Annotated in this window: 33 protein-coding genes; 19 read left to right on the plus strand and 14 right to left on the minus strand. The window is 63.9% G+C overall.

Annotation, left to right across the window (positions count from 1 at the left end):
* Positions 1–52 precede the first annotated feature (52 nt).
* Entirely contained in the window at positions 53–637 is a 585-nt protein-coding gene (locus SynRS9909_RS06595; protein ID WP_007102565.1) for a glutathione S-transferase family protein, read from the plus strand.
* A gap of 5 nt (positions 638–642) precedes the next feature.
* Positions 643–1,851: a glucosylglycerol 3-phosphatase gene (stpA, locus tag SynRS9909_RS06600; RefSeq protein ID WP_007102564.1), complete on the plus strand. Its 1,209-nt coding sequence runs from the start codon at positions 643–645 to the stop codon at positions 1,849–1,851.
* Here the strand turns inward: stpA and SynRS9909_RS06605 are convergent.
* On the minus strand, positions 1,817–2,755 hold the full coding sequence (locus SynRS9909_RS06605; protein ID WP_007102563.1) for a hypothetical protein: 939 nt from the start codon (positions 2,753–2,755) through the stop codon (positions 1,817–1,819). The genes stpA and SynRS9909_RS06605 overlap by 35 nt on opposite strands.
* Positions 2,756–2,902: 147 nt before the next feature.
* On the opposite strand from SynRS9909_RS06605, the gene SynRS9909_RS06610 reads away from it, so the two are divergent.
* From SynRS9909_RS06610 to SynRS9909_RS06625, 4 genes are all read left to right on the plus strand, one after another.
* Positions 2,903–3,127: a hypothetical protein gene (locus tag SynRS9909_RS06610; RefSeq protein ID WP_007102562.1), complete on the plus strand. Its 225-nt coding sequence runs from the start codon at positions 2,903–2,905 to the stop codon at positions 3,125–3,127.
* Positions 3,111–3,923 (plus strand): hypothetical protein, encoded by an 813-nt coding sequence (locus SynRS9909_RS06615; RefSeq protein WP_007102561.1) that lies wholly within the window; start codon positions 3,111–3,113, stop codon positions 3,921–3,923. The genes SynRS9909_RS06610 and SynRS9909_RS06615 overlap by 17 nt, the downstream gene beginning before the upstream one ends.
* A 505-nt stretch (positions 3,924–4,428) precedes the next feature.
* Positions 4,429–5,355 (plus strand): arsenosugar biosynthesis radical SAM (seleno)protein ArsS, encoded by a 927-nt coding sequence (arsS, locus tag SynRS9909_RS06620; protein ID WP_050752533.1) that lies wholly within the window; start codon positions 4,429–4,431, stop codon positions 5,353–5,355.
* Between the two features lie 27 nt (positions 5,356–5,382).
* Positions 5,383–5,844, plus strand: a complete 462-nt coding sequence (locus SynRS9909_RS06625) for a hypothetical protein (RefSeq protein ID WP_007102559.1) — start codon at positions 5,383–5,385, stop codon at positions 5,842–5,844.
* Between the two features lie 5 nt (positions 5,845–5,849).
* On the opposite strand, the gene SynRS9909_RS06630 is transcribed toward SynRS9909_RS06625, so the two are convergent.
* The gene (locus SynRS9909_RS06630; protein ID WP_038001377.1) at positions 5,850–6,305 is read right to left on the minus strand and encodes a Fur family transcriptional regulator; all 456 of its coding nucleotides are present in this window, start codon (positions 6,303–6,305) and stop codon (positions 5,850–5,852) included.
* A gap of 79 nt (positions 6,306–6,384) precedes the next feature.
* On the opposite strand from SynRS9909_RS06630, the gene SynRS9909_RS06635 reads away from it, so the two are divergent.
* Together SynRS9909_RS06635 and SynRS9909_RS06640 are read left to right on the plus strand one after the other, a co-directional pair.
* Entirely contained in the window at positions 6,385–7,143 is a 759-nt protein-coding gene (locus tag SynRS9909_RS06635; protein WP_007102557.1) for a metallophosphoesterase, read from the plus strand.
* Positions 7,144–7,178: 35 nt separating this feature from the next.
* Complete coding sequence (locus SynRS9909_RS06640; RefSeq protein WP_007102556.1) at positions 7,179–7,415, plus strand: hypothetical protein; 237 nt, start codon at positions 7,179–7,181, stop codon at positions 7,413–7,415.
* 34 nt (positions 7,416–7,449) lie between these two features.
* Here SynRS9909_RS06640 and SynRS9909_RS06645 read toward each other — a convergent pair whose 3' ends face one another.
* The 5 genes from SynRS9909_RS06645 to petC all read right to left on the minus strand — a co-directional run bounded on the left by SynRS9909_RS06645 (position 7,450) and on the right by petC (position 10,986).
* On the minus strand, positions 7,450–7,827 hold the full coding sequence (locus tag SynRS9909_RS06645) for a hypothetical protein (protein ID WP_007102555.1): 378 nt from the start codon (positions 7,825–7,827) through the stop codon (positions 7,450–7,452).
* A gap of 60 nt (positions 7,828–7,887) precedes the next feature.
* The gene (locus SynRS9909_RS06650; protein ID WP_007102554.1) at positions 7,888–8,349 is read right to left on the minus strand and encodes a hypothetical protein; all 462 of its coding nucleotides are present in this window, start codon (positions 8,347–8,349) and stop codon (positions 7,888–7,890) included.
* A gap of 86 nt (positions 8,350–8,435) precedes the next feature.
* Positions 8,436–9,068 carry a pyridoxamine 5'-phosphate oxidase gene (gene pdxH, locus SynRS9909_RS06655; protein WP_007102553.1) on the minus strand — a complete coding sequence of 211 codons (633 nt, stop codon included), beginning with the start codon at positions 9,066–9,068 and terminating at the stop codon, positions 8,436–8,438.
* A 5-nt stretch (positions 9,069–9,073) separates the two neighbouring features.
* A complete protein-coding gene (locus SynRS9909_RS06660) occupies positions 9,074–10,384 on the minus strand; it encodes an FAD/NAD(P)-binding oxidoreductase (RefSeq protein ID WP_007102552.1) in 1,311 nt (436 codons plus the stop codon).
* 47 nt (positions 10,385–10,431) lie between these two features.
* Entirely contained in the window at positions 10,432–10,986 is a 555-nt protein-coding gene (petC, locus tag SynRS9909_RS06665) for a cytochrome b6-f complex iron-sulfur subunit (RefSeq protein WP_007102551.1), read from the minus strand.
* A gap of 82 nt (positions 10,987–11,068) precedes the next feature.
* Between petC and SynRS9909_RS06670 the strand changes: the two genes are divergently transcribed.
* From SynRS9909_RS06670 to SynRS9909_RS06680, 3 genes are all read left to right on the plus strand, one after another.
* Positions 11,069–11,980 (plus strand): ion channel, encoded by a 912-nt coding sequence (locus SynRS9909_RS06670; protein WP_240307792.1) that lies wholly within the window; start codon positions 11,069–11,071, stop codon positions 11,978–11,980.
* Positions 11,981–12,026: 46 nt separating this feature from the next.
* Entirely contained in the window at positions 12,027–12,860 is an 834-nt protein-coding gene (locus tag SynRS9909_RS06675; RefSeq protein WP_007102549.1) for a hypothetical protein, read from the plus strand.
* 726 nt (positions 12,861–13,586) lie between these two features.
* The gene (locus SynRS9909_RS06680; protein ID WP_162858333.1) at positions 13,587–14,072 is read left to right on the plus strand and encodes a hypothetical protein; all 486 of its coding nucleotides are present in this window, start codon (positions 13,587–13,589) and stop codon (positions 14,070–14,072) included.
* 104 nt (positions 14,073–14,176) lie between these two features.
* Here SynRS9909_RS06680 and SynRS9909_RS14200 read toward each other — a convergent pair whose 3' ends face one another.
* Together SynRS9909_RS14200 and SynRS9909_RS06690 are read right to left on the minus strand one after the other, a co-directional pair.
* Positions 14,177–14,467, minus strand: coding sequence for a DUF2202 domain-containing protein (locus tag SynRS9909_RS14200; RefSeq protein ID WP_083774496.1), 291 nt, complete (start codon positions 14,465–14,467; stop codon positions 14,177–14,179).
* Between the two features lie 137 nt (positions 14,468–14,604).
* The gene (locus tag SynRS9909_RS06690) at positions 14,605–15,231 is read right to left on the minus strand and encodes a TetR/AcrR family transcriptional regulator (RefSeq protein WP_007102547.1); all 627 of its coding nucleotides are present in this window, start codon (positions 15,229–15,231) and stop codon (positions 14,605–14,607) included.
* Positions 15,232–15,288: 57 nt separating this feature from the next.
* On the opposite strand from SynRS9909_RS06690, the gene SynRS9909_RS06695 reads away from it, so the two are divergent.
* From SynRS9909_RS06695 to SynRS9909_RS06710, 4 genes are read left to right on the plus strand one after another with little or no spacing between them, the layout of a single operon-like run.
* A complete protein-coding gene (locus SynRS9909_RS06695; RefSeq protein WP_007102546.1) occupies positions 15,289–16,404 on the plus strand; it encodes an HlyD family efflux transporter periplasmic adaptor subunit in 1,116 nt (371 codons plus the stop codon).
* Positions 16,401–17,573, plus strand: a complete 1,173-nt coding sequence (devC, locus tag SynRS9909_RS06700) for an ABC transporter permease DevC (protein ID WP_007102545.1) — start codon at positions 16,401–16,403, stop codon at positions 17,571–17,573. Before SynRS9909_RS06695 ends, devC begins: the two co-directional genes overlap by 4 nt.
* The gene (locus SynRS9909_RS06705; RefSeq protein WP_007102544.1) at positions 17,573–18,271 is read left to right on the plus strand and encodes an ATP-binding cassette domain-containing protein; all 699 of its coding nucleotides are present in this window, start codon (positions 17,573–17,575) and stop codon (positions 18,269–18,271) included. Before devC ends, SynRS9909_RS06705 begins: the two co-directional genes overlap by 1 nt.
* Entirely contained in the window at positions 18,256–18,357 is a 102-nt protein-coding gene (locus tag SynRS9909_RS06710; protein ID WP_186593703.1) for a protein NO VEIN domain-containing protein, read from the plus strand. The genes SynRS9909_RS06705 and SynRS9909_RS06710 overlap by 16 nt, the downstream gene beginning before the upstream one ends.
* Before the next feature lie 232 nt (positions 18,358–18,589).
* On the opposite strand, the gene SynRS9909_RS06715 is transcribed toward SynRS9909_RS06710, so the two are convergent.
* Both SynRS9909_RS06715 and psbA read right to left on the minus strand, forming a co-directional pair.
* Positions 18,590–19,219, minus strand: coding sequence for a DUF3365 domain-containing protein (locus SynRS9909_RS06715; protein WP_007102542.1), 630 nt, complete (start codon positions 19,217–19,219; stop codon positions 18,590–18,592).
* A 116-nt stretch (positions 19,220–19,335) separates the two neighbouring features.
* Positions 19,336–20,415 carry a photosystem II q(b) protein gene (gene psbA / locus SynRS9909_RS06720; protein WP_007102541.1) on the minus strand — a complete coding sequence of 360 codons (1,080 nt, stop codon included), beginning with the start codon at positions 20,413–20,415 and terminating at the stop codon, positions 19,336–19,338.
* A 176-nt stretch (positions 20,416–20,591) separates the two neighbouring features.
* On the opposite strand from psbA, the gene SynRS9909_RS06725 reads away from it, so the two are divergent.
* Positions 20,592–21,044 (plus strand): DUF3122 domain-containing protein, encoded by a 453-nt coding sequence (locus SynRS9909_RS06725; protein WP_186593704.1) that lies wholly within the window; start codon positions 20,592–20,594, stop codon positions 21,042–21,044.
* Here the strand turns inward: SynRS9909_RS06725 and SynRS9909_RS06730 are convergent.
* Positions 21,038–21,703, minus strand: a complete 666-nt coding sequence (locus SynRS9909_RS06730; RefSeq protein ID WP_007102539.1) for a pentapeptide repeat-containing protein — start codon at positions 21,701–21,703, stop codon at positions 21,038–21,040. The genes SynRS9909_RS06725 and SynRS9909_RS06730 overlap by 7 nt on opposite strands.
* Positions 21,703–22,008, minus strand: coding sequence for a helix-turn-helix transcriptional regulator (locus SynRS9909_RS06735; RefSeq protein ID WP_007102538.1), 306 nt, complete (start codon positions 22,006–22,008; stop codon positions 21,703–21,705). The genes SynRS9909_RS06730 and SynRS9909_RS06735 overlap by 1 nt, the downstream gene beginning before the upstream one ends.
* A gap of 124 nt (positions 22,009–22,132) precedes the next feature.
* On the opposite strand from SynRS9909_RS06735, the gene acsF reads away from it, so the two are divergent.
* The 3 genes from acsF to SynRS9909_RS06750 are packed head-to-tail and all read left to right on the plus strand — an operon-like array spanning position 22,133 to position 24,554.
* On the plus strand, positions 22,133–23,176 hold the full coding sequence (acsF, locus tag SynRS9909_RS06740; protein ID WP_038002018.1) for a magnesium-protoporphyrin IX monomethyl ester (oxidative) cyclase: 1,044 nt from the start codon (positions 22,133–22,135) through the stop codon (positions 23,174–23,176).
* Positions 23,173–23,874, plus strand: a complete 702-nt coding sequence (locus SynRS9909_RS06745; RefSeq protein WP_007102536.1) for a glycosyltransferase — start codon at positions 23,173–23,175, stop codon at positions 23,872–23,874. The genes acsF and SynRS9909_RS06745 overlap by 4 nt, the downstream gene beginning before the upstream one ends.
* Positions 23,874–24,554, plus strand: a complete 681-nt coding sequence (locus SynRS9909_RS06750) for a long-chain fatty aldehyde decarbonylase (protein ID WP_007102535.1) — start codon at positions 23,874–23,876, stop codon at positions 24,552–24,554. The genes SynRS9909_RS06745 and SynRS9909_RS06750 overlap by 1 nt, the downstream gene beginning before the upstream one ends.
* 13 nt (positions 24,555–24,567) lie before the next feature.
* Here SynRS9909_RS06750 and SynRS9909_RS06755 read toward each other — a convergent pair whose 3' ends face one another.
* Positions 24,568–24,906 (minus strand): hypothetical protein, encoded by a 339-nt coding sequence (locus tag SynRS9909_RS06755; protein ID WP_007102534.1) that lies wholly within the window; start codon positions 24,904–24,906, stop codon positions 24,568–24,570.
* Between the last annotated feature and the right edge of the window lie 74 nt (positions 24,907–24,980).

The following is a 24,980-nucleotide window of genomic DNA, read 5'->3' on the forward strand; positions in this document are numbered from 1 at the left end:
ATCACGTGGGGCCTCGGGGCCATGATCCCCCGACACCTTACGCAGCGATCCGATGACGCTCACGCTCTACGGCGGGCAGCGCACCCGCGCTTCGATGCCGCGCTGGTACATGGAGGAGAAGGGCATCGCGTACCGCCTGGAGGAGCTGGATCTCCAGGCCCAGGAGCAGCGTCAACCGGAGTTTCTGGCGATCAATCCCTTCGGCAAACTGCCCGCCCTGGTCGACACCACGGTGCAGGGGGCCGATGGCCAGCCGCTGACGTTGTTTGAAAGCGGCGCGATCCTGCTCCATCTCGCCGACTGCCACAGCGACGACATCACCACCGCGGCGGAGCGGGCCCTCACCAGCCAGTGGCTGCTGTTTGCCAATGCCACCCTGGCGATCGCCCTGTTTGTTCCCAGCAACCGGGAGCGGGACTTTCCCCGTCTGATGGGGGTACTCAACGAGCAGCTCGAACCCGATCGGCCTCTGGTGGGGCGCTGCTGGGGTGCGGCTGACTGCGCGGTGCAGGCCTATCTGGCCTACCTGCCGATCTTTTTCCCCGACATCGATCTGAGCCCCTATCCCAGGATCCAGGCCGTGATTGACGCCGTGCAGCAGCGACCGGCCTATCAAACCGCCATGGGAGCGCGCTGAAGCCGATGCAGACCCTCAGTCTCAACCAGCTGCATGACGAGCTCGCCGCCAGCCCCGATCTGTTGATCATTCAGGACCTCGATGGGGTCTGCATGCCCCTGGTGCAGGATCCCCTCACCCGGAAGCTTCCGGCCGACTACGTGCAGGCAGCGGCGGAGCTTCATGGCCATTTCAATGTGCTCACCAATGGCGAACATGAGGGGCGCCGTGGCGTGAACCGCCTGGTGGAACAGGCCCTGGGCGATCGGGAGCGTCCCGGTCGCGAGGGCTTCTACCTCCCCGGCCTCGCTGCCGGTGGTGTGCAGCTGCAGGATCGCTACGGCAGCCTCAGCCACCCGGGCGTCAGTGAAGCGGAGATGGCCTTCCTCGCCGCTGTGCCCGCCACGATGGCGGCGCTCCTTGCCGAGCAGTTGCCGCCGCTGCTGCCCGAGCTGGGGGAAGGGGAGCTGAAGCTGGAGATCGAGCGGGCGATTCTCGACACCCAGGTGTCGCCCACGATCAACCTGAACAGCCTCTTCGCCCGGCTCCCCGACGCTGTCGAGCGGCAACGTCAGCTGCAGACGATGCTCGCGGCTGTGATGGCCTCCCTGATGGACCAGGCGGCGGCGGCGGGATTGGCGGAGTCGTTTTTTCTGCATGTGGCGCCCAACCTGGGCCGGGATGCAGAGGGGCAGGAGCGCCTCAAGCCGGCCCAGCCTGGGGATGTGGGCAGCACCGACATTCAGTTCATGCTTCGCGGCGCCATCAAGGAGGTGGGGCTGCTGGTGTTGATCAATCGCCACATCGCCGCCCGCAGCGGTGAGGCTCCCCTCGGCGCTGACTTCAACGTGCGCTGCGCCCCCCACGATCACGCCGCCCTGCTCGATCTCTGCCATCGCCACATCCCGGCCGATCAGATGCCCCATCTGGTGGGGGTGGGTGACACGGTCACCTCCCATCCCTGTCCGCAGGGGTCGGGCTGGCTGCGTGGCGGCAGCGATCGCGGCTTCCTCACCCTGTTGCAGGAACTCGGCGAGAGCTATGGCCAGCCCAACCGCGTTGTGTTGGTCGACAGCAGCGGTGGCGAAGTGGATCGCCCCTCGCTCGCCGATGGATCGTTGGCGGGGATCAGCGATCCGGAGGATCCGCTCCGCTTCGATGTCTGCGTTCCCGGTGGCCCGGAGGCCTACGTGACCTGGTTCAAGACGTTGGCATCCGCCCGGAAGCGGACCTGAGACTTCGGGGCAGGACCCGCATCATGAAGGGCAGGGCGGTGATCGACGGTTTGCCGCCACTGACCCACACCGCCTGCTCTTCGCTCCACATCCTGCGGCCCGGCACGATCAGGCGCGATTTGGAGGCATGGTCGGGCAGGAACGCCGCCGTGAAACCTCGGGCCTGCACAAAGCGATGCAGGTCATCGAACAACACACCATCGTCGGTTTCGATCACCTCCAGGCGGCCATCGGGCCGGAATCCATACACGATGCGCACATCGGCCAGACGCATCGGGCCATACACGCCCCGATAGCTGCTGGGCGGGGTGGCTTGGGGATGGGCGAAGGCATGCAACCCACCGATGAAGAGGCGGTAGCGCTCCTGGCGCGCGGGGGTGAGATCACCGAAGCCGTAGCGCAGCTCGCCCGCCTCGGTCACGGCGATGTAGGCACGCTCGGAGGCGGCGGCCCGATTGCCGGCACGGCGGATGCCATCGCTGAGCATCAGATCGCCATGGAGCACCATGCCGAGCGGTTCGTTCGGATGACCCTTTTCAAAGGTGGGTCCGGTGAAGAACAGCAGGGCCTCGCCATCCCGATTCGCCTCGAACTCCCTGTTCCAGCCGCCGAAGAATTCCAGATCCACCCAGCGGGGATCGAGGATCACACTGGAATACCCCACCGACACCGTGCTGCCGTCATCGCGGCTGAGCTGCTGCACCCGGTCGGCTTGGAAGACGGCGATCTCCTCTGGCGGGGGTGGTTGGGGAGGAGGCTCCGGCAGGAGCCAGGCCAACGACTCGATGGGGCTGGCTTCGGGATCAGCCTTCTGCGCGACCCGCCAGAAGGGTTGGCTGGCGGCCACCAGGGCACCGAGACAGGCGGAGGCCACTCCGATCGCCACAAGGGTGCCCGTCCTCATGATCCGAAGGGGATCTCGGCATTGTGATTCTGTCGCGATCCGGCGCGAGGCTGCGGCATTTTCACCGAAGCCTCATCCAATCGTGTGGACGCAGAGCGTCCTGGGCTTCCAGAATGACGTTATGGCGACAGGGGGGCTGATCGCACCATGGGACAGGTTCATCCACCTCTGTCGCTGCCGCGGCACGCCAGCCTCTGTCTGGCGGTCGGTCCCGACAGCGGCGATGCCGATCTGGGTCCGACCCGGGCCAGCCATGGCCACCTCAGCCTCGAAGACGCGCAGGGCCATTTCGGGCAGCGGCGTCGGGTGCGTGTGCTCTGGCATCGACGCGACATGGGCCACAGCTGCCTCGGTCTTGGCTTCACGTCCTGAGGAGAACGCCCTGGTGCTGCCTTACCGCCTGCTGACGCTCCGCCTGCTGACGCTCACCGGGGCCCTGGGGGCCTCTGCCCTCGCCGGGCCGCTGGCCCGTGCCGCCGAGCCGCCTGCGGCCTGTGCCGCACCACAGCCCGGTCAGTATCTGGTGGTGGCGCGGGGCAGCCGCGACGGTGTGCCGGTGGGCCGGCTCAATCTGGAAACCTGGCAGGCGGATGGTTCCGTGCGCGGTCGCCGTTTCCTGCGCGTGGGTCGCAGCTACAGCGCCTCCAGTTATGAGGGTCGCTGGTCCACCCTGGGTGGATGCGGGGTGACGGTGAGCCGTGGGGATGCCGGGCCGTCGAGCCAACTGTTGCTCAATCAGGTCGGTCGGCCCCGGGTGGGCCTCACCATGGCCGCAGACACGGTGGTGAGTGAGCGCTGGATTCACCAGCCCGACACAGCCTGCACCGCCACCACGCTCGAAGGCACCGTGCTCAGCGATCAACAGGGCTTCAATGCCAATGGCGCCGACTGGGTGGCCAATGCCGTGATCCAGCGGGAGGTGTGGTCGAACTGGGGCATGGCCGGCCTGGCGGTGTCGTCCTATGGCGGCAAGGCCGAGGTGGCGGCCTATCAGGGTCGCTTCACCCAGGAGGAGGGCTGCCTGGGGCGCATCCGCCAACAGGACGCCAAGGGTGTCACCTATGCCTATGTGGCGATCCTGCGCTCTGATGGCCAGGGCTATGCCTATCTGCAGACCCAGGGGGATGGCCTCACGGTGGCTCTGCTTCATCGTGAAGGCACGTTGTGATGCGACAGATTGTTCGTGAAGAGACCTGAAGCTGAGTGAAGAAATCGGCGGATCTCGCCCTTACCGGTTGCTTGATCAGGGCCCTTGATCAACACTGAGATCACTGATTCGGAGGCTCCTATGTCGGATGACACTCCACCCCGCCAGCAACGAGGAGTTGGCTGACGTGTTCGGACCCTGCTCCAACAGTCTCACTTGATTTCTGAAGTCTTCAGCTGGACAAAGTCCCTGCGAATGGACGGTTCTGCTGAGTCCCGATGCATCGCCCTAGGTGCCCCCGGGTGAACAAGACTTCCCACCTGAAACGTCATGGCCCCAGGGCCCTTCGCCGGCAACTCCGCCACACATTGTCGACTCCATTCATTTCACGGTTCACGATCACAACGATCCGCTGCATCGACAGCACCTTGAACTGGAGGCCCGGCCCTAGGTCGGGCCTCTCTGTTGTTCGCCAGAATGCGTTGGCGCCTCAAGCTGCCCGCTGACCTGCTCCTCGACGTCTCGTCTGTTTCCGCCCCTGCAGCGCCGTCGGCTGCACACCCTGCAGGTGAATCTCGGCTACCGCTGCAATCAGAGCTGCAGCCATTGCCACGTCAACGCCGGGCCGTGGCGCACCGAAGCGATGGCGGAGGAGCAGATCGAGCAGGTGCTCGAGGTGTTGGCCCATCCCAGCATCGAGACCCTCGATCTCACTGGTGGCGCTCCGGAGCTGCACCCCCGCTTTCGCTCCCTGGTGCAGCGGGCTCGGGCCCTGGGGCGGCAGGTGATCGATCGCTGCAATCTCACCATCCTGCTGGAACCAGGCCAGGAGGACCTGGACGCCTTTCTTGCCGATCAGGCTGTGCACGTGGTGGCCTCCCTGCCCTGCACAGAGGCGGAACGGGTGAACCAGCAGCGGGGTGATGGGGTGTTCGAGCGCAGCATCGAGGCACTGCACCGCCTCAATCACCTCGGCTACGGAGATCCCACCGGCCCGTTGCGACTCGATCTCGTTTACAACCCCTCAGGCGCCAAGCTGCCGCCGCCGCAGGCCAGTCTGGAGGCCCACTACCGCGAGGCCCTCGCCCGGGATTACGGCCTCCGCTTCAATCGCCTGCTGACGATCACCAACATGCCGATCGAGCGCTTCGCCCGCGATCTCGCCCATCGCGGTGCCCTCGACGACTATCTCGAGCGGCTCCAGCAGGCCCATCGGCCCGAGAATCTCGAAGCGGTGATGTGCCGCGGTCTGATCAGTGTGAACTGGAAAGGGGAGCTGTTTGATTGCGACTTCAACCAGCAGCTGGGACTGCCGTTGGGCGGACGCCACCGCCACCTCAGTGATCTGCTCGATCAGGTCGGCGACCTGGAGGGGGAGTCTGTTCGGGTGGCGACGCATTGCTTCGGTTGTACGGCTGGTCATGGCTCCAGCTGCGGTGGCGCCTTGAGCTGAGAGCATGGACCGAACACCGACTTGAGCATGGAGACCCCGGGGCCGGCCCACTGCGGCAGCAAACCGAAACGCATCGCCGTGGGAATTGCCCCGCTGGGCACGATTTCGATCGGCATCGTGCCGATGGGAGTGGTGTGCATCGGCATCGTGCCGATGGGGGTGGTCTCCATCGGTGTGGTGGCGATGGGGGTGATCAATTTCTCCGTGGTGGGCATGGGCCTGCTTGCCGTGGGGCTGAACACGATGGGGGTGTGGACAGCCGGTCCCGAGAGCCATGGATTGGTGGATTTGGGTGGCGGCCAGGGGGGGCACCACAACCATCAGGGCCATCATTCCGGCCCCGAGGGCGCAGCAACCGGAGCTGAGGCCAACATGCTGGCCTACCCCACCCGGGAGGAGGCGGAGGCGAAAGCGAAACAACTCGGCTGCTCAGGGGTGCATCGCATGGGCAGCTTCTGGATGCCCTGTGAGAATCATCCAGGCAGCTGAGCGATTCAGCTGCGGCAGTCGGGGCAGATGCCGCGCACGTTGAGGCTCGATTCGATCAGGTCGAAGCCAAACAGACGGGCAGCGTCCTGGCCGGCTTCGATCACCGGCGTGCTCTCGAATTCCTCGGTGCGTCCGCAACGCACGCACACCAGATGGTGGTGGTCGTGATGGTCGTCGCAACGGAGCTCGAAACGGCGACCGGCGTCGGTGAGTTCCAGCTCCTGCAGGAAACCCATCTCCACCAGCAGACGCAGGGTGCGGTAGATCGTGGCCAGCGACACCCGAGCATCCGCTTCGAGCAGCTGCTGGTGCACGTCTTCAGCGCTGAGGTGCCGGCCGGAGCCGATGCGTTCAAACAGATCGAGGATCCGCCGCCGCTGGGGCGTCAGACGGCGCCCATCCTCATGCAATCCACGCTCCAGGGGCTCTTCAACACGAGCCGACGTCGATCCTGAAGGCATCGGCCATGACCCAATCTTCTCAACAGTAACGACTAATGAGAGGAGGCGACAATGGCTGGAGGCCACGGCGCTCCCCAGTATGCGCATCCTTCAGCTCAGCGATCCCCATCTCCTGGCCGATCCCCAGGGGCTGGTGCGGGAGCGCCCGGCCCTCAGCCTCTGGCAGCGGGCCCTCGCCCAGGCGCGGCAGACCCGGCCCGACCTGCTGCTGGTCACGGGCGATCTCTGTCAGGACGAAAGCTGGGGCGGCTATGGCCAGCTGCGCGAGACCCTCACAGACCTTCCCGACGAGACGGCGGTGGCCCTGGTCGCCGGGAACCACGACCAGCCGACGCTGCTGCGCGCCGCCCTGGGGCGCCAGGCCATGGTGGGACCGGCGGAGATCGTCCGCGGCCAGGGCCGGCTGCTCCTGCTGTCCAGTCACCTGGCAGGCCAGTGCGGTGGCGGCCTGGGAACGCCGCAATTGCGCTGGTTGGAACAACGGCTCAACGATCCGCGCCACACCAGCACCGCCACCTTGGTGGCCCTGCACCATCCACCGCTGCCGATCGGTGACCCCGGTCTGGATCGGATCGGTCTGCGCGATGGCGAGGCGCTGATCAGCCTCCTGCAACGGGCGCCAGCGCTGAAGGCGGTGTTGTTCGGCCACATCCATCAGCACTGGCAGGGGCGCTTGCCCGGCCGAGCCGATGTGGTTCTGCTCGCCTGTCCCTCCACCCTCAAGTCGTTTCAGGCGGTGCAGCCCTGTCCACTGGGGCGCCCGGACGATCCGGGGGGGCGATGGCTGGATCTGAAAGCGGACGGTGCCCTGGAGACAAGCCTCTTGCGCTGGTCTTAAGGTGCCGCACTCTGATACGGCTCTGGCGAACGACGGTGGCAGGCTCCTGGCAAGTGGTGATGCGCTGTGTCGCCAGCGCCATGTTTCTGCTCGCCCACGGCTTGCTGGTGCTCGAACACGTGGCGATCGGCACCGCACTCCACGGTGTGGCCGAACTGTTCCTCGCCCCCTGGGCGGTGCGTCACCGCGCTTGGGACATCATCGTGATTGGTGTGGTGTTTTGTGTGTTTGATCTCTGGGGAACGGTGCGGCTCACGGGGGCGATCAGCTGAGGGAGAGCGGCTTCAGGGCGCCGATCCCCTCTCCTCAAGGCGATCCAGCCACGACCCGTTCCACCCACCAACGCTCGACCACGCCGCCGATGCGCTCCCCTGAGGACGGCGTGGTTGGGGCAGGGATCGTGACAACCGACAGTTGGCGGCTGTTGCGGCGATAGTCAAAGCGGCAGAAGCCGGCGCCGGTGCCGGAGCAGGCCGACAAGCTGGTGAGAGGCACCCCGGCCCGCTCCTGATCCAGGGGCAGGGCTGGACCGATCGGATGCGGACGCCAGCCTGAGGACACCAGCACCGCATCCGCTTCCAGGATCGACTGGCCTGCGCTGAGCGGCAGACCGCGGCCCGGCTGGGCGAGCACGGGCGCCATGCCCAGGGCCAGCAGCATGACCAGGATGGACGAGCGGGGCATGCCGGTGGAGGCGACCACCCTGATCCATAGCCACGGTTTGGCGGCCCCGACCACAGACCTTCAGGCGGGCACCGTCCCCTCGCTCAAGCAGAGGCTGGTGAGCTTCTGCACGGTGCCAGGCAGGTTGCGCGACACCGGGCAGAGGGCCATGCGCTGGCGGATGTGATCGAGGACAGCGGCATCGGCCTTGGCGTGATCGTGAGGCGTGGCCGCGGGGTCGAGGCTGATGCGGAAGTCACCCTGGAAGGCGGTCAGAATCCAGTCCTCGCCGGTCGTGACCTTGATATCGCCTTCGACGCGATGGAGGGGAAGCCCCATCTCCCGGGCATTGGCGACGAGATAGAAGTGTTGGCACAGCAACAGTGAGAGCAAGAAGAGCCGAAATCCCGGCGTGGTGAGGCTTGGATCCTGGGGTTCCCACTGCCCCTCAGCATTGAGAAACTCCACCGCCAACGCTTCGGTCTGTCGGTCCGGCGCCGGGTGGTCGCTGCGTAGGCGGAACTGGAAGACGCGATCGGCCATGGTGAGGAGGGTGATCCACTGGAAGACCCATGATATGCCTTTACCGGCATAAACGCATCCAGGGATTGATCGGATCACCTCTGCATTCAGGGGGCGAGTCGCTCCACGTGCCAGCTCTCGCCCTCGCGCTGGTAGCGGAAGCGATCGTGCAGGCGATCCGCGCCCCCCTGCCAGAACTCGATCGTCTGCGGACGCACCCGATAACCACTCCAGAACGGTGGCAAGGGCACCGCGCCAGCTTCAAACCGCTGCCGCATCGCCGCCAGCTGCTGCTCCAGCAGTTGGCGACCGGAAATCACCGAGCTCTGTTGGGAGACCCAGGCACCCAGCTGGCTGCCCCGGGGCCGGGAGCGGAAGTACGTCAGGGTCTCCAGGAGGGCAATGGGCGACGCTTCACCCTGGATTTCCACCTGGCGTTCGAGGCCATACCAGGGAAAAAGCAGGCCAACCCGGCCATTGGCAGCGATCTGCCTCGCTTTGCGGCTGCTGCTGTTGGTGAAGAAGACAAAACCCCGTTGGTCATAGGCCTTGAGCAGCACGGTGCGGCTGCTCGGCTGATCCGCCGCCACGGTGCTGAGCACCATGGCGTTGGGTTCGAGCAGCTCAGCTGCAATGGCCTGCTCGAACCAGAGGCGGAACTGGGCGATCGGGTCATCCTCCAGATCGCGGCGGCGCAGTGCCGCCGATCCGTAGTGACGACGCAGTTCCGCCGGATCCATGCCGATCAGGAGTGGCCCGCCGTGGCCTTCGGTTCGCGATAGTCGAGCCCCATCGCATGCACCAACGGTTTGAACGGCTTGAGATAACGGGCCTCATGGGGTTCGCCCGGCAGCATCCGATTCCAGTAAAGCCAGGGCAGTATCTTGGTTTTCATCAAATACATGCTCCAGCGCTCCTTGGTGGGATCCACCAGGAAGGAACTCACCGGCTTGTTCTCGTAATTGAATTCCGCCATCAGGGTCCGGTTGTAGCCCGTGATCAGGGGGCAGACGGTGTAACCGTCGTAGTGGGCCGTCAGCGGATGCCCCTCCAGCTGAGCGATCAGGTTCGCTGCGGCAATCGGCGCTTCGCCACGCACCGCCCCCGCGGTTTTCGAGGTGGGCAGCTTGGCCACATCGCCGAGGCAGAACACATTCGGCCAACCCGGGTGTTGCAGGGTCTGTTTGTCGGCTGCGGCCCATCCGCCGGGGCCTTCGCCAGCCAGGGGACTGTTGGCCACCACCTCCGGTGCCGTCATCGGCGGCACGGCGTGGAGCATGTCGAAATGGAGCTCCTGCCGGTGGGGTTCGCCCTCCTCGGGGGTCACCTCAAACACCGCCACTTTCTCCTCACCGCGCACCTCGACGAGATTCCAGCGGAAGCGGGCATCGATGCCGCGCCGGGCCACCACCTGCCGGAGGGTGGCGGCATAGGCGGGTACCGAAAAGATGCCAGCGGTGGCGGTGCAGAACATCACCTTGGTGTTCACCCCCACGCCGCTGCGACTCTTGAAGCGGTCATCGGCCATGTACATCACCTTCTGGGGCGCCCCACCGCATTTCACGGGGGTGCCGGGCATGGTGAAGATCGCGGTGCCGCCCTGGAAGGCTTCGATTGTTTCCCAGGTGTAAGGGGCGTAACGGTTGGAGTAGTTGCTGCAGACGCCATTGCGGCCGAGGCTCTCCACCAGGCCAGGAATCCAGTCCCAACGGCATTGCAGCCCGGTAGCCAGCACCATGGCCTCGTACTGGATGCGCTGACCTGCATCGGTGATGACCGTGTTCTGGTCGGGATCAAACGTGCTGGCCGCCGCCTGAATCCAGGTCACACCCTTGGGAATCAGATCCACTTCGTTGCGGCGGGTGCGCTCCACCGGCATCAGTCCGCCACCCACCAGGGTCCAGCCAGGTTGATAGAAGTGATCGCTGCTCGGCTCCAGGATCGTGAGCTGCAGCGAAGGACGCTGTTTGCGAAGGAGGTTGGCCACGGTGATGCCAGCGGCACCACCGCCCACGATCAACACCTTGGTGGAGACGGTCGCAGGGGAATCAGACATGAACAATCAGCGATACCCAAAAGGTATGCAGGCATGCGCGAAATGGCTCAGATCCACCAGGGAGCGCTGCCATCACGGAAATCGGTCTCCGTCCATGGCATTAGGCGCACCTGGTCGTCGTCCACCTGCACGTGGTTGAGGGCGAGGGAGAGGGGTGCCGGTCCGCGCACCACTTTGCCCGTGTCGTCGTATCGGGAGCCATGGCAGGGGCAGATGAACTGGTTGGCACCGCTATCCCAGGGCACGACGCAGCCCAGGTGGGTGCAGATCGCATTGAGGCCGTAACGACCGATCGCATCCTCGCCGGTGACGATCAGATAGGTGGGGTCGCCCTTGAGCCCCTGCACCAGGGAGCGATCGCCAACGTCATGGTCGGCGAGCCAACCGGTGAGAGCGATTGGTTCACCCTGAGCGTTGCGAGCGAGGACGCCACCTGCCGCAGACGGTTCCCGGCTGGGGGTCAGCATGCGCAGCACGGGATAGAGCGTGCCGAGGGCCACACCACCGACGGCGCCGAAGCTGAGCCAATTGAGCAGCTGACGGCGTGAGGGGCTGGGCACCGAGTCCGGCAGGGGAGCACCACTGGAGGAGGCCTGGGTCATGGCGGGAAGAGCCTGAATCAGCAGGCTAGCTATTATTGTTGTATCACTGTGATGTGATGTCAATCTCGGCGCTAGATCTGGAATGAGATCTGGATGGGATGGGCAGCGCCTGATGGGCCGGAGTCAGCGTCTGAGGCGCCATCGCGGCATCCTCGAAACGGAGCGGCGCAGCAGCTGGTTGCAGCATTGGCGCGAGCCTTACCTGCAGGCCCTGGCGATGTCTTGGCCTGTGTTTCTCGCCCTGGTCGCCTTCGCCTATGGCGTGATCAACGCCTTGTTTGCCGTGCTCTATCGCTTCGACCCCACCGGGATTGCCGGCGTCAGGGCGGCAGGCTTGAGCTGGGCTGAGGCGTTCTTCTTCAGCGTGCAGACCCTGGGCTCGATCGGCTATGGGGCCATGCATCCGATCAGCCTCTACACCAACCTGATGGTGACCGTGGAGGCGCTCTGCGGCCTGCTCTTCATCGCCCTGACCACCGGTCTTGCCTTTGCTCGCTTCGCCCGGAGCACGGCCCGGATCCGCTTCTCTCAGTTGGCGGTGGTGCATGCCTACAACGGCGTACCCACCCTGGTGTTCCGGCTCGCCAATGAACGCCGCAATGGTCTGCTCGATGCCCGCCTGCGCGCCTTCCTGGCCGTCGACGAAGTGAGCAGCGAAGGGCATCGCATGCGTCGCCTCCTCCCCCTGGCCCTGGAGCGGGATCAGAGCATCGCCTTCCAGCTGATCTGGACGGGAATGCACCGGATCGATGCCAGCAGCCCGCTGTGCGGCCTGGATGGGGCGGCGCTGCAGCGCCTCAACGCCGAGCTGGTGGTGGCCTTCGCCGGGGTGGATGAAACCTTGGAGCGCCCGGTGCATGCCCGCCACAGCTGGCCTGTGGAACGGATCGCCTTTGGGCGTTGCTTTGAAGACATGCTCGAGCATCAGGCCGATGCGACCCACATCCACTGGGAATCACTCGATCGCACCAGCCCCTGTTCATTGACGGGGTGACAGCGATCCCGACACAGGGCAGCATGGGGTGCTTGAACGGAGACGCATGCGACGCACTGCTCTGCTGCTGGGCGGCCTTCTGTCCTTGGCTGTACCGGCCCATGCGGGGCTGATGGACATCCTCGAGAGCATGCGCCCGGCCCAGCCCCAGCGCCTCGAGCCCCAGTTACCACCGTTGCCGGCCCGCCCCGGCCGAGGCAAAAACTGGATCGGCCGTCGGGCCCCCAACGCCAAGCTGCCGATCCTGGTGATGGCCGGTCATGCCGATTCCCAGCGCATGCATGGCGCTGGCACCCCCGGGCGAGCGGTGGATCTGGGCGGCGCTGCACCGATGCAGGCGGGAATCACCGATGAGCTCTACTGGAATCTGCGCACCGCCAGAGCCGTGGTGGCCGAGGGGCAGAAGCAGGGTCTCAACATCCGCTTCTACGACCCGGGGATCCGCACGCTGCGCAATGAAAACGATCCCCGCTCGAACTGGAGCGTCGGTGCCGAGCACGCCTCGCAGGGTGGGTATGTGGTCGAGATCCACTACGACGCCTACAGCCCCCATGGCATCGGCCCCGGCATCATCCCGGCGGTGTCCTACGGCTTTTCGGTGATCGACGAAGCCCTGGCGTCTGAGTTTGGCGCCTATCCCTACGACTACCGCGGCATGCTCGGTGCGCCGCGTCGCGGCATCGCCATGCTGGAGATCGGTCAGCTCGAGGGTGCACTGGAGGCCAGTCTGCGCGATCCCCGGCGCCGTGACACCACGTTGACTCAGATCGCCGCGCGGGTGGTGAAGGCGCTCCAGCACGGCCAGGAGCTGGCAGCCAAAGCCGCCGAGCCGACCGCCGTGTCTCAGCTCGCCAAGCCCGACATCAACCCTCTGGAATGAACACGGCGTACATGCCGCGCAGATCACCGACCTTGAAGTTGAAGGCCCGGCGTGAGGAGCAGCGGCCTTGCCTGGTTCATGCTGATGACCCGGCCTACCAACACCGCACTCCGGCAATCCATCCGTTTGTGCCCGGCCTGGATTGGCTTGGAACGCATGCAAAACCTGTGTGGCTGAATGCAATCCTCTTCTTGATCGAGGTTGATTCCGGCTCCAATAATTGTATGATTCGGTTGCCATCTGATTGATTGCTTGCCCATTTCTAAGCTCATGAATCAATCAGTGAGCAACCAGCTGCTTCGGATATTTCTGGCGGTCGGAGCCTCTTTGGTATTGGCGCCGTCTTCGTTCTCGTCTGTGTTGTGCGGGAAGCGTGAGGGTGTTTTCTCTGCAAAGCTATTTTCGGGTGCTCAGCTGTTCACAAATTCCCCCACAGTCTATGAATCGATTTCGGCTTCTTCGGCTGGGAGTGTGTCGCGCACGGAGAGGGAGTCGAGCTTGGATTCGAGTAATGGCTCTCTTGTGGGGGCAGAGTTGCTTTATGCCTTTCCGCGCTCCAGATTTTCAGCGGGAATTTCATATTCTTATTCCTCTTTTGATACTGCGTCATACGAAAGGAGGTCTGGATCTTATAGGTCTTCGGCTGAGAGGGGGTCGTATGACGACTCGAGCAGCTCCTTTCTGACTGAGGATGGATCCTCGGTTCGGCTTAGTGTCTACTACGACATGTCGCGGCAGGATTGGCGGGCTAGACCTTATCTGATTGCCGCGTTTGGTGCCAGCGATATCCGCAAAAATTCATCCTTGCAAAGCCTTGAATACAGTGGTAAAGGCTCAGGTAGGGAAAGATATAACGACTCGGTTTCGGGGGTTGGGACTTTGAGTGGATCTACCAGCTGGGTGTTCAGTCCAGAGCTTGGTCTTGGTCTTGATGTTCCCCTGTCTAAGAAGCTGAGCTTTGGAAGTGAAGTGCGATTCGCGCCGCAAAATAGTGAGACGCCGTTCCCTTTTCAGGTTTTGGGTTATTTCAAGTATAGCTTCGTTCGTGCCTCGAGCGGAAAGAGTTCTGTTGTATGTGATGTAATTGAGGTGAAGGGGGAATCTGCTGAAGCGGTTAAAGTGCTCTTGCGTGAAGCGACTGTGGATGAAATTCAAGAGCTCGCTGACTATCTCAAGACAAAGCGTTTGATGAATGATCAAATTTCTCCTTAAGCTGCTAGGTTCGTGAGTATCTGTTTAACGTGCTGTTGGACCTTCTGATTCGTGCTTGCTCGTCACAGCCCTGAATCCAGCCAGTTGGAGAATGCCTCCAGGTGCTACATCGATCCCTGAAGTAGCCGGCTGTATGTCTCGCCCAGGGATGTGCCCTCCAGGCCAATTATCGCTGACTGTAGATCTGCGATGTCGGTCTGCTCCACCACGACACCCACCTGCAAAGCCTCGGCAGCCCCCTGGCTGCCCTGGTCCAAGAGCCTGTCGCATAGCTGCTTGAGCTCGGGGTTGGCATACGTTCCACTCGGCAAACCCGTGATTGCCTCAACATCCAGATGCACTGCTTCTGCGATGCGGAGCAGTGCGCTGGCATGGCGGTCCTCAGATCCACCGATTCAGCAGAAGATCTCCAGCCCGGTTTGGTCCGCGAAGGCCTCGGCTTGCCGTGCCGAACCAGGCCGCCGGGATTGCCGCTGTGGAGCCATGAGGCATCCGCGCCTTATGTTGTCATAACAGTTACGTTCTGCAAGCGTCAGGTGTGATCTGGCTGGGAGGTCACCAGCTCGACGACAAGCTTCGCTATGGACGACTTGCAGGACGGTGTCAGGTCTCCGCCATGCAGGACGTCCTCAAAGAGGATGGTCTGCATCAGGGCGCCGATGAAGATGCGAGCCCTCAGTTCCGGCTGATCCGTGATGACGGCCAGGATCTGTGTGAGCCGCGTGAGCGCGCGCTGTTGCACTTCGGCCACGAATCCCTTGGCCAGATCAGGGAAACGACCGGATTCGCCGATCACCAGCCTCAGAAAATCCAGCATCTCCGGTTGGCGCTCGTTGACCTCCACGATGCGCGCCGCAAGCTGCGCGAGCTGCCGGCGCGCCTGTTTCGGCCCGGGGGGTGCCGGTGAGCTGGGCCCGAACACGTCTTCCACACGCCGCTGCACCATCCAGCAAGTGAGAGCCCGGAACAGCGACGCCTTGTCGCCGTAGTGGCTGTAGATGGTGGGCTTGGACACGCCGGCCGTGGCGGCGATCCGGTCCATCGATGCAGCGGCGTAGCCCCGTTGCAGAAATTCCTGGCGGGCCCCCTTCAGGATCGCATCGGCCTTGCGGGGCGAACGCTGGCGACCCCTTGAATGCCCAGCCGGAGCAGCGTTCATCCGTCGCAATTGCACTACACGGTGTAGTTTAAACAGATCCGGTGGACGTGGTTCCGCATGCTCAAGCTCGAGTGGTCACGGTTGGCTGCCCTGCGCGGGGAACGGCGTCGGCCCTGGCTGGCTGGGATGGCCCTGGCGACATTGGTCGCCGCCACCGGCGCTGGGCTATGGCACCAGCGTTCTGAGCGCCTGGCCCGCGATCGTGAGCGACAGGAGGCGCTGAGCGCTCCGCTCACCACGGTCACGGCGCTTGGCCGGATCGAGCCCGTGGGGGAAGTACGCAATGTGGTGCCGCCGGCCGCCGCTGCGGCCGGCGCGCAGGTGCGACTCAGGCGCCTGCTGGTGGAGGAGGGAGCCTGGGTGGAGGCCGGCCAGTTACTGGCGGAGATGGATTCCCTGCCACGGCTCACCCGGGCTGTGGAGGAGGCTGAAGCCCAGGTGGCGAGTGCACAAACCCAGCTGCAGGTGGCGATCGCCAGGCAGCGCAGCCAGCTCGAATCCCAGCGGGCGCGGGTAGCCAGTGCGGAAGAGAAGCTGCGCACCGCTGCCGCCGAAGAACGGCGCTACCGCCTGATCGTCGAGCAGGGGGCAGCCTCGGTGTCGCTGTATGAGAGCAAGCGACAGGAGCTCGAAGCCGCCAGGGCGCAGCTGCGGGAGGCCAGAGCGGATTTGCAACGACTGGAGACCTCGGTGACCACGTCCTTCGGACCGATCAGCCTGGAGGAAGCCACGGCCCGCCGGGATCTGGAGGCGGCTCGCGCCCATCTGCAACGCAGACGGGCCGAACGCAGTGATGCCCTGGTGCGCTCACCGATCCGCGGTCGCGTGCTCAGTGTGTTGACCCGTCCGGGCGAAGCGGCGGGGGCCGAGGGATTACTGGAAGTCGGCCAGACCGATCGGATGCAGCTCGTGTCGGAGGTGTACCAGAGCGATCGTCAACGGCTCCACGTTGGGCAGGCGGTGCGCATCACCTCCCCCGCCCTCGCCATGCCCCTGGAAGGGAAGATCACCCGGATCGGCGCGATTGTGCGTCGTCAATCGATGATCAACACCGACCCCAGCGCCAATACCGATGCCCGGGTGATCGAGGTACACGCCGAGCTCGATCCGGCGAGTAGCCGCAGAGCCGCCGATCTCTCCAACCTCCAGGTCACGGCGGTGTTCGGAGCATGACGATCTGGCAGCAGCTGAAACGGCGCACACCGCTGGGCTGGTTGCAGCTCAGACACGATCGAAGCCGGCTTCTGGTGGCCCTGGCCGGGATTGCGTTTGCCGATGTGCTGATGTTCACACAGTTGGGCTTTCAGGCCTCGATCTACGACAGCAATACACGCTTTCACCGCTCCCTCAACGCCGACATCGTGCTGCTCAGCCCGAAGGCGCAGAACCTCCAAAATCTTTCGACATTCCCTCGCCGTCGCCTGTTGCAGGCCCAGGACGTGCCAGGCGTGATCGATGCCCATGGGCTTTACGTGAACACCCTCACCTGGAAGAACCCGGATACCCGCCTTGACGCCACGGTGCAACTATTCGGTTTTGATCCAGATGTGCAGGTGTTCCGGCTGCCGGAGGTGAACCAACAGCAACAGATCCTCAAACAGGTGGATAAGGTGCTCTTCGATCGTGGGTCCCGCGGGCCCTACAAAGGCACGATCGCGGCCCTGGCCAAGGGGCAGACACTCACCACCGAATCGGAGCGGCGCACGCTCATCATCCAGGGGCTCTACAGCCTCGGCGCCAGCTTCGGCTCCGACGGCACGTTGATGGCCAGCGATATCACCTTTCTGCGTCAGTTCCCCAGGCGTGAAGCCGGCAGCCTCAGCCTTGGCCTGGTGCGGCTGCAGCCTTCAGCGGATCCTGATCTTGTGGCCGAGCGGCTGCGCCACCATCTGCCCAACGACGTGAAGGTGCTCACGCGTGCGGGCTACATCGCCTTTGAACAGGCCTACTGGCGCCGCGCCTCGCCGGTGGGTGTGATCTTTGGCCTCGGCACGGTGATGGCGTTCGTTGTGGGCGTCGTGATTGTGTATCAGGTGCTCTCCACCGATGTGGCTTCCCACCTGGCTGAATACGCCACCTTTCGGGCGATGGGTTATCGCACACGCTTCCTGCTCGGTGTGGTGTTTGAGGAGGCCTTGGTGCTTGCCAGTCTCGGCTTCATCCCTGGTTTTGTGTTGCCGCTGGGCATCTATGCCATGGCTTCCAAAGCCACGTTTTTGCCCATCGCGATGACAGCGGAGCGTGCGATCAAGGTGTTTGTGCTCACGCTGGTGATGTGTGCGGCCTCGGGAGCGATTGCCACGCGCCGGTTGCAGGCAGCCGATCCGGCGGAGCTGTTCTGATGGCAGCCTCGATTCAGATCGATGCACTGCAACACCACTATGGCCGCGGTGCTCTGCGGCGGCATGTGCTGCACGACATTCAGCTGCAGGTGTTGGAGGGTGAGATCGTGCTGCTCACGGGCCCCTCCGGTTCCGGCAAGACGACGCTGCTGAACCTGATTGGCGGTTTGCGGCAGGGGGAGTGCGGCAGCCTGCGTGTGCTCGGTCGCGAACTGATCGGCGCTGGCGATCGTCAGCTCAGCGAAGCCCGCCGCGAACATGGCTACATCTTCCAGGCTCACAACTTGCACCGAAGCCTCACGGCGCTTCAGAACGTGCGGATGGGGTTGGAGGTGCAGGGCACGCTGTCGGCCGCGGAGATGAACCATCGGGCAGCGGTGATGCTCGAGCAGGTTGGGCTGGCGGATCAGCTGCACCAGTTTCCTGATCAGCTGTCCGGCGGTCAGAAGCAGCGGGTGGCCGTGGCGCGCGCCCTGGTGCATGAGCCACCGCTGGTGCTGGCGGATGAGCCCACGGCAGCACTCGACAGCCGCTCCGGCCGTGATGTGGTGACGCTGATGCAAGCGCTGGCGCGAGAGCGCCACAGCACGATTCTGCTGGTGACCCACGACAACCGCATCCTCGACATCGCCGATCGCGTGATCACGATGGAGGATGGCTACCTGCGCGGGTGGCCAAAGGCTTGCCCAAAGACGTGAGCGCCGAACGCGGCCGGGGCTACGACTTCGAATCGATCGATGCCGACGGCAACCTTTTCTTTATCGAAGTTGAAGGGCCGCGTTGATGGCGACGAATCGGTGACGCTCACGATCAACGAGCTGAGCACTGGCCGCAACGCCCCCCGACGCTTCCGGTTGGCGCTGGTGAGCGGGGTGGACTGGGGCCTACCAGGCTTTGGCGACACGCAGATCACCAAGAACCTGCAGCAGCTGCTCGCCACCCCAGCCTCTGGATCATCTCCCCGACTCAGCTCCCCTGAATCGATGCAAGCGCGAGCGTCCATGCCTTCGTTTTGGTCAGCCCATCGGACTTTGCGCCGCCAGCGCAGCCTGAACTTCAGGGATGTAAACGGCGTACATGCCGCGCAGATCACCGACCTTGAAGTTGAAGGCCCGGTCGTTGGGGTACTTCTCCTGAATGAAGGCTGGCCGGCTGTCTCGGCTGCCATGACACGCCAGGCAGCTCGCCTGGACGTCGATCCGCCGGTAGTAGTTCACGCCCGCACCCTGTTCAGCGCTGGCTGGCTCCCAGAGCCCATTGATTTCCGGGTGCTTGGCGAAGAGATCAATCACCTCGGTCTCCTGAGAGCCGATGGGGGCATGATCGGGATTGCGATATTTGCTCGCCACCTGACGGACGGTCCAGCCGTTGTCCTGGCCAATCGCCATGGCTCTCTTGCCTACGGGCATGCACACTTCACGCATCGTGTCCATGGTGGGCTCTTCCGTGCTGCCCTCCAGGGACGAGGCAAGGGAGATGCGCATGCGATCCAGCGCTTCCATCTGATCCACGGCTTTCGCCAAGACAGCCGGGTCGACGGGAGCAGTCCCCTGGTTGGCCAGGGCGATGGCAGGCTGAACGGTGAAGAGCAGCCCTGCGATCAAAGCAGCGAGTAGCTGCGAGAGGGCAGACGTGAGGTTGTTCATCAGGCATTGAGCAAGGTGTTCAAGATGGCCACGCCGCTGATGACCTGACAGACGAACAGGGCCTGGAGGATCCAGGCCCGGATGCCCTGATCAGCTGGGCGGGGTTCAAAGCCCCACTAACCGATTGCAGGTGCTGTGAGCGCCACGGGTTGACTGTCGACCGCTGCCAGATCGAGCGGGAAGTTATGCACGTTGCGTTCATGCATCGCTTCGATGCCAAGACCGCCACGGTTGAGCATATCGGCCCAGGTGCTGATTACCCGACCCTGGTTGTCGAGGATCGACTGATTGAAGTTGAAGCCATTGACGTTGAAGGAGAAGCTCACCACCGCCATGGAGGCGAACCAGATGCCGATCACCGGCCAGGCCGCCAGGAAGAAGTGAAGGCTGCGGCTGTTGTTGAAGGAGGCGTATTGGAAGATCAGGCGACCGAAGTAACCGTGGGCAGCCACGATGTTGTAGGTCTCTTCTTCCTGGCCGAATTTGTAGCCCCGGTTCTGGGATTCCGCTTCGGTGGTTTCACGCACCAGGGAGGAGGTCACCAGGGAGCCGTGCATGGCGGAGAAGAGGGCTCCACCAAAGACGCCGGCCACACCCACCATGTGGAAGGGGTGCATGAGCACGTTGTGTTCCGCCTGGAGCACCAGCATGAAATTGAAGGTGCCGGAAATACCGAGGGGCAGGGGATCGGAGAAGGAGCCCTGGCCGATGGCATACACGAGCAACACGGCGGTAGCTGCAGCCACAGGGGCGCTGTAGGCAACGGCGATCCAGGGGCGCATGCCAAGGCGATAGGAGAGTTCCCACTCGCGCCCCATGTAGGCGTAGATGCCGATCAGGAAGTGGAAGATGATCAGCTGATAGGGGCCGCCGTTGTAGAGCCACTCATCGAGGCTGGAGGCTTCCCAGATCGGATAGAGGTGCAGTCCGATCGCGTTGGAGGTGGGCACCACCGCTGCGGTGATGATGTTGTTGCCATAGAGCAACGAACCGGTCACGGGCTCGCGCACGCCGTCGATATCAACGGGGGGTGCGGCGATGAAGGCGAGGATGAAGCAGATGGCTGCCGTGAGCAGGCAGGGAATCATCAGCACACCGAACCAGCCGATGTAGAGGCGGTTGTCGGTGCTGGTGATCCAGTTCTTGAAGGCATCCCAGGAGCCAACGCGCCTGCGGGACAGGGTTGTTGAAGACATGAGGTAAGGAAGACAGGATGGGAACAGGCGGTGAAGAAAAATCCTCCGATCGGCTGGGGGCTGAGCGGAGGATCACCGTCCCATTCACTTATAACAGTAGCGCAATGACGTGCAGATGGGGAGTTTTGGCGATGCGTACAAACGCTCAATTGTTCAGACGACCGGCCCAGGTGCTGTTGGCTCTGGTCCTCAGCCTTCTCGTGGTCCTGGGGGCAGTGGCCGCCACCAGCGCGGCCGCCCAGCGCTATCGCCTTCACGACCAGAACGGTGAGGCCTGGCTCGCTGTGGTGATCGAGACTGAGCCAGCGGATGCCATCCCCTGGCAGCTGCGGCTCACGGCCAGCGGCATGGACCAGCACCTGGACCACAGCGCCCCCCTCGCCCTGGCGGATGGCGTGGACCAGACCTGGTCGCTCAGCAACACCAGCGCCATGATGGTGCCTTCAGAGCAGGCCGCGTTACCGGCCGGTTCGGCCCAGTTCAGCCTGGAAGAGCTCGATCCGGCGCCCTCGGAGAGCCGTCCCCTGCTGTTGCACATCCCCCTGGAGTCGGGGGGCGAAGCCGTGATCATCAGCGACCCAGCCCTCACCGCAGCGTTGCATCGGGCTGGTGTTGCCTCGGATCACTGAGCCCGTTCTTCAGGCAGAAAAGCGCCATCCAGCACCGTTCCGCTCAGATCGGCGCTGCGCAGGCGCGTGTCGCGCAGGTCGCAGCCACTCAGGTCGGCACCGCGCAGGTCGGCCCCACTGAGATCAGCGCCATAGAGGCAGCTGTGTCGCAAGTTGGCGCCCTGCAGGTTCACCCCCTGGAGCAGGGCAAAGCTGAGATCGGCGGCAGCGAAATCGGCGCCGCCGAGATCGGTGAGCTGGTCGAGCCCGGAGCGGAAATCCGCTTCCACCAGGCGGGCGCCGCGCCAGAGGCTTCCGGCGGCCACCACGCCCCGCAGGCAGCAGCGGTGCAGGAAGGCGCCACTGAAATCGGCCTTCTGCAGGCGGGAGCCGGAGAGGTCGGCGTCATGCCAGGAGGAGCCCTGGGCGAGCACGCCGGAGAGATCGGCGCCCCAGATCAGCGACTGCTGGAAGCAGCAGCCTTCAATGTTGGTGCCGGCCAAGCAGGCGTGGCCGAAACGGGCCTCCTTGAAACAGCCGCCGTGAAGATCACATCCGGCCAGATCGAGATCGACGCCATCAATCTCACCGAGGCGCAGACCAGGAAATCGGGTCTGCCCGGAGTTCAGTTGATCCCGCAGCTCCTCGACCGTGGTAGGCAGGGCGCTGAAACCAGCCATCAAACGATGGCGCTGAGGGCATCGAGCTGTTGACGCCGGGAGGCGAGCAACAGCTTCTCGGCCTGGGCCACGAAGCGGAACACCGAGCGATCGATCACGTCGTAGAACACCAGCGATCCTTCCGGGCGACGCTCCACCACGCCGGCGATCGTGAGCAGTTTGAGGTGCTTGGAAACCAGGGCCTGGCTCAGACCGGTTTTCTCCACCACGGCGGTGACATTGATCGGCCCATCGCGCAGGGCTTCCAAGACCGCCAGACGGTTGGGTTCGGAAAAGACCTTGAAATAATCGGCGAGATGCTCCATCGGGCCGCGTCACAAGCTTCAGACGCAATCATCATGGCACGGATCCGTTGATCGCCGATTCCGTGTCATCACGCTTTCGTTATGGCATAGTCCTCGAAGCGACATGCCCTGCGCTCTCGACGCCATGACAGCCACCACCAGCGGAGCACCGGCGGCTCCCCATCTTCGTGAAGACCTGCTCACACCTCGCTTCTACACCACGGAGATCGCCAAGGCCGCCCGCACGGATCTCGAGGAGCAGCGCTCCTCCTTCGAGGCGATGCTCAGTGAAATGGAGGCCGACTACAACCGCGATCACTTCGATCGGCGTGCCCCGCTGGATCGCCTGCGCGACCTCAATCCCGAGCAGAAGACGGCGTATGAAAGCTATCTGGTGCGCTCCTGCGTGTCTGAATTCTCCGGCTTTCTCCTGTTCAAGGAGCTCTCCCGCCAGCTGCGCGACGCCAAGCGCCCGGAGCTCAGCCGTCTGTTCAACCTGATGGCCCGCGATGAGGCTCGCCACGCCGGCTTCCTGAACCGGGCCCTGGTGGCGGAAGGGATCGAAATCGACCTGCCCTCCCTCAGTGGCAAGCGACCGATCACCTGGTTCCCGCTCAACTGGGTGCTCTATTCGGTGTATCTCTCCGAGAAGATCGGCTACTGGCGCTACATCCTGATCGACCGACATCTCAAGGCCCATACGGAGAACGCCTTCGCGCCACTGTTTGATTTCTTCGAGCCCTGGTGTCAGGACGAAAACCGCCATGGCGACATTTTCAACATGCTGATCCGTTGTTGGCCTGGCCTCAACAGCGGCCTGCGCGGCTCCCTGCTCAGCCGCTTCTTTCTCTGGAGCGTGTTCCTGACCCACAGCCTCACGGTGTGTGAGCGCGGTGACTTCTACCGTCTGCTCGGCATGGATCCCGACCGCTTCGATGCGGAGGTGATGCGCCAAACCAATCGCACGGCCCGGCGCGCCTTCCCCCGGGTGTTTGATCTGGAGAACTCCCAGTTCCTGGCCCTGCGCGATCAACTGGTCGACACCTTCCGGCGCCTGAACAACAGCAAGCGGGATCAGCCAGGACTGGCCGGTGCCTGGACTCGCCTCGGCCTCAGGCTGCGCTTTGGTCAGTTGTTGCTGCGCCAGTTTCTGCAGCCGATGCAGGCCAGCAACGAGGTGGCGGCATGACGCCCACCGATCAATGTCCCCGCGTCTTCATCGGTTTTGATCCGCGCGAAGACGTGGCGGTGAATGTGCTCACCGATTCGATGCAGCGCCACGCCAGCGTGCCGGTGCAGATCGCCCAGATCCGCCTCTCCCAGCTGCGCTCGGTGTACACCCGGCCGCACAATCCACTGCAGAGCACGGAGTTCTCCTTCAGTCGCTTTCTGGTGCCCTGGCTCTGCGGCTACGAGGGTTGGGCTCTCTTCATCGATGCCGACATGCTCTGCCTCGGTGATCTGGCAGAACTCTGGGCCCTGCGCGACGACCGCTATGCGGTGCAGTTGGTCAAGCATCAGCACGACTGCGAGTCGGGCACCAAATTCCAGGGCATGCCCCAGACCCCCTATCGCCGCAAGAACTGGTCGTCGGTGATGTTGTTCAACTGTGGGCGCTGCAGGGCACTCACCCCCCAGGTGGTGAACACGGCCAGCGGTCTGGAGCTGCACCAGTTCCAGTGGCTCGAGGATGACGCAATCGGCGAACTGCCGCCGCAATGGAATGTGCTGGTGGGCGTGCAGGACGTTCCAGAAGACGCCCGCATTCTCCATTACACCCTGGGCGGTCCCTGGTTTGACGACTGCCAGACCATGCCTCGCTCCGAGCTCTGGACGCAGGCCCGCGAGGCCCTCAACCACCCTTTAGCGCTTCAAGCTTCTTCGTGATGACCCAGCTCGACTTTGCCAGTGCGGCCTACCGCGAGGCCTACAGCCGGATCAACGGCGTTGTGATTGTGGGCGAAGGTCTCGCCAATCGCCATTTCCAGATGTTGGCGCGGCGCATTCCCGCTGATCGCGACGAGCTGCAGCGGCTCGGACGCATGGAGGGAGACCATGCCAGCGCCTTTGTGGGCTGTGGTCGCAACCTCGGTGTGGTGGCCGATCTGCCCCTGGCCCGGCGCCTGTTTCAGCCCCTCCATGATCTGTTCAAACGCCACGACCACGACGGCAATCGGGCCGAATGCCTGGTGATCCAGGGGTTGATCGTGGAATGTTTCGCCGTGGCGGCTTACCGCCACTACCTGCCGGTGGCCGATGCCTACGCCCGGCCGATCACCGCAGCGGTGATGAACGATGAATCGGAACACCTCGACTACGCTGAGACCTGGCTGCAGCGCCATTTCGATCAGGTGAAGGCCCGGGTCAGCGCGGTGGTGGTGGAGGCGTTGCCGCTCACCCTGGCGATGTTGCAATCGCTTGCTGCAGACATGCGACAGATCGGCATGGATCCGGTGGAGACCCTGGCCAGCTTCAGTGAACTGTTTCGGGAAGCGTTGGAATCGGTGGGGTTTGAGGCTGTGGAGGCCAGGCGACTGCTGATGCGAGCGGCCGCCCGGATGGTCTGATCGCTTGGCCTGATCAATCCAGGGCCGCAGGGGCAGCCGCCGGAGGCAGCCCACTGGCATTGCGGTTGAGCCACTCCGGTTCGAGCGACAGGGGTTGGGGGGCGACGCCGAAGCGAAGCTGCAGCCAGGAGGCCACGCTGGGATCCTGCACCACCACCGCCTCCCGACCGGCCACACCGAACACCCCTTCCGACCAGGCCTCGGGGAGATACCAGATCCCGGCGTCGCTGGGGGAGGAATGGGCGTGGCGTTCCTTGATCAGTTCGCGCAACTGGCCATCGCCACTGAGGCGCCCGACGGGGGCGACCAGAGCCTGCAGGCCGGAGGAGGAGTTCTGAGGGGCGCGAGTCATGACAACAGACAACAATCCGAAAACATTGAACCATGGCATAACGGCAGCGTATTAACGTTGACACATTGGTTGCT

Source organism: Synechococcus sp. RS9909 (assembly GCF_014279595.1).
Classification (GTDB): Bacteria; Cyanobacteriota; Cyanobacteriia; order PCC-6307; family Cyanobiaceae; genus Synechococcus_C.

What these genes read in the sequence shown, in the direction of transcription:
- SynRS9909_RS06630 (WP_038001377.1), bottom strand. Translation starts at nt 6,305, where the DNA reads ATGCCTTCAGGATCGACGTCGGCTCGTGTTGAAGAGCCCCTGGAGCGT.
- petC (WP_007102551.1), bottom strand. Translation starts at nt 10,986, where the DNA reads ATGACCCAGGCCTCCTCCAGTGGTGCTCCCCTGCCGGACTCGGTGCCC.
- SynRS9909_RS06660 (WP_007102552.1), bottom strand. Translation starts at nt 10,384, where the DNA reads ATGTCTGATTCCCCTGCGACCGTCTCCACCAAGGTGTTGATCGTGGGC.
- SynRS9909_RS06595 (WP_007102565.1), top strand. Translation starts at nt 53, where the DNA reads ATGACGCTCACGCTCTACGGCGGGCAGCGCACCCGCGCTTCGATGCCG.
- SynRS9909_RS06645 (WP_007102555.1), bottom strand. Translation starts at nt 7,827, where the DNA reads ATGCCCCGCTCGTCCATCCTGGTCATGCTGCTGGCCCTGGGCATGGCG.
- SynRS9909_RS06670 (WP_240307792.1), top strand. Translation starts at nt 11,069, where the DNA reads ATGAGATCTGGATGGGATGGGCAGCGCCTGATGGGCCGGAGTCAGCGT.
- SynRS9909_RS06680 (WP_162858333.1), top strand. Translation starts at nt 13,587, where the DNA reads ATGTCGCGGCAGGATTGGCGGGCTAGACCTTATCTGATTGCCGCGTTT.
- devC (WP_007102545.1), top strand. Translation starts at nt 16,401, where the DNA reads ATGACGATCTGGCAGCAGCTGAAACGGCGCACACCGCTGGGCTGGTTG.
- SynRS9909_RS06625 (WP_007102559.1), top strand. Translation starts at nt 5,383, where the DNA reads ATGGAGACCCCGGGGCCGGCCCACTGCGGCAGCAAACCGAAACGCATC.
- SynRS9909_RS06745 (WP_007102536.1), top strand. Translation starts at nt 23,173, where the DNA reads ATGACGCCCACCGATCAATGTCCCCGCGTCTTCATCGGTTTTGATCCG.
- SynRS9909_RS06715 (WP_007102542.1), bottom strand. Translation starts at nt 19,219, where the DNA reads ATGAACAACCTCACGTCTGCCCTCTCGCAGCTACTCGCTGCTTTGATC.
- SynRS9909_RS06705 (WP_007102544.1), top strand. Translation starts at nt 17,573, where the DNA reads ATGGCAGCCTCGATTCAGATCGATGCACTGCAACACCACTATGGCCGC.
- SynRS9909_RS06730 (WP_007102539.1), bottom strand. Translation starts at nt 21,703, where the DNA reads ATGGCTGGTTTCAGCGCCCTGCCTACCACGGTCGAGGAGCTGCGGGAT.
- acsF (WP_038002018.1), top strand. Translation starts at nt 22,133, where the DNA reads ATGACAGCCACCACCAGCGGAGCACCGGCGGCTCCCCATCTTCGTGAA.
- SynRS9909_RS06755 (WP_007102534.1), bottom strand. Translation starts at nt 24,906, where the DNA reads ATGACTCGCGCCCCTCAGAACTCCTCCTCCGGCCTGCAGGCTCTGGTC.
- stpA (WP_007102564.1), top strand. Translation starts at nt 643, where the DNA reads ATGCAGACCCTCAGTCTCAACCAGCTGCATGACGAGCTCGCCGCCAGC.
- SynRS9909_RS06650 (WP_007102554.1), bottom strand. Translation starts at nt 8,349, where the DNA reads ATGGCCGATCGCGTCTTCCAGTTCCGCCTACGCAGCGACCACCCGGCG.
- SynRS9909_RS06610 (WP_007102562.1), top strand. Translation starts at nt 2,903, where the DNA reads ATGGGACAGGTTCATCCACCTCTGTCGCTGCCGCGGCACGCCAGCCTC.
- SynRS9909_RS06750 (WP_007102535.1), top strand. Translation starts at nt 23,874, where the DNA reads ATGACCCAGCTCGACTTTGCCAGTGCGGCCTACCGCGAGGCCTACAGC.
- SynRS9909_RS06690 (WP_007102547.1), bottom strand. Translation starts at nt 15,231, where the DNA reads ATGAACGCTGCTCCGGCTGGGCATTCAAGGGGTCGCCAGCGTTCGCCC.
- SynRS9909_RS06735 (WP_007102538.1), bottom strand. Translation starts at nt 22,008, where the DNA reads ATGGAGCATCTCGCCGATTATTTCAAGGTCTTTTCCGAACCCAACCGT.
- pdxH (WP_007102553.1), bottom strand. Translation starts at nt 9,068, where the DNA reads ATGGATCCGGCGGAACTGCGTCGTCACTACGGATCGGCGGCACTGCGC.
- SynRS9909_RS06675 (WP_007102549.1), top strand. Translation starts at nt 12,027, where the DNA reads ATGCGACGCACTGCTCTGCTGCTGGGCGGCCTTCTGTCCTTGGCTGTA.
- SynRS9909_RS06635 (WP_007102557.1), top strand. Translation starts at nt 6,385, where the DNA reads ATGCGCATCCTTCAGCTCAGCGATCCCCATCTCCTGGCCGATCCCCAG.
- psbA (WP_007102541.1), bottom strand. Translation starts at nt 20,415, where the DNA reads ATGTCTTCAACAACCCTGTCCCGCAGGCGCGTTGGCTCCTGGGATGCC.
- SynRS9909_RS06605 (WP_007102563.1), bottom strand. Translation starts at nt 2,755, where the DNA reads ATGAGGACGGGCACCCTTGTGGCGATCGGAGTGGCCTCCGCCTGTCTC.
- SynRS9909_RS06695 (WP_007102546.1), top strand. Translation starts at nt 15,289, where the DNA reads ATGCTCAAGCTCGAGTGGTCACGGTTGGCTGCCCTGCGCGGGGAACGG.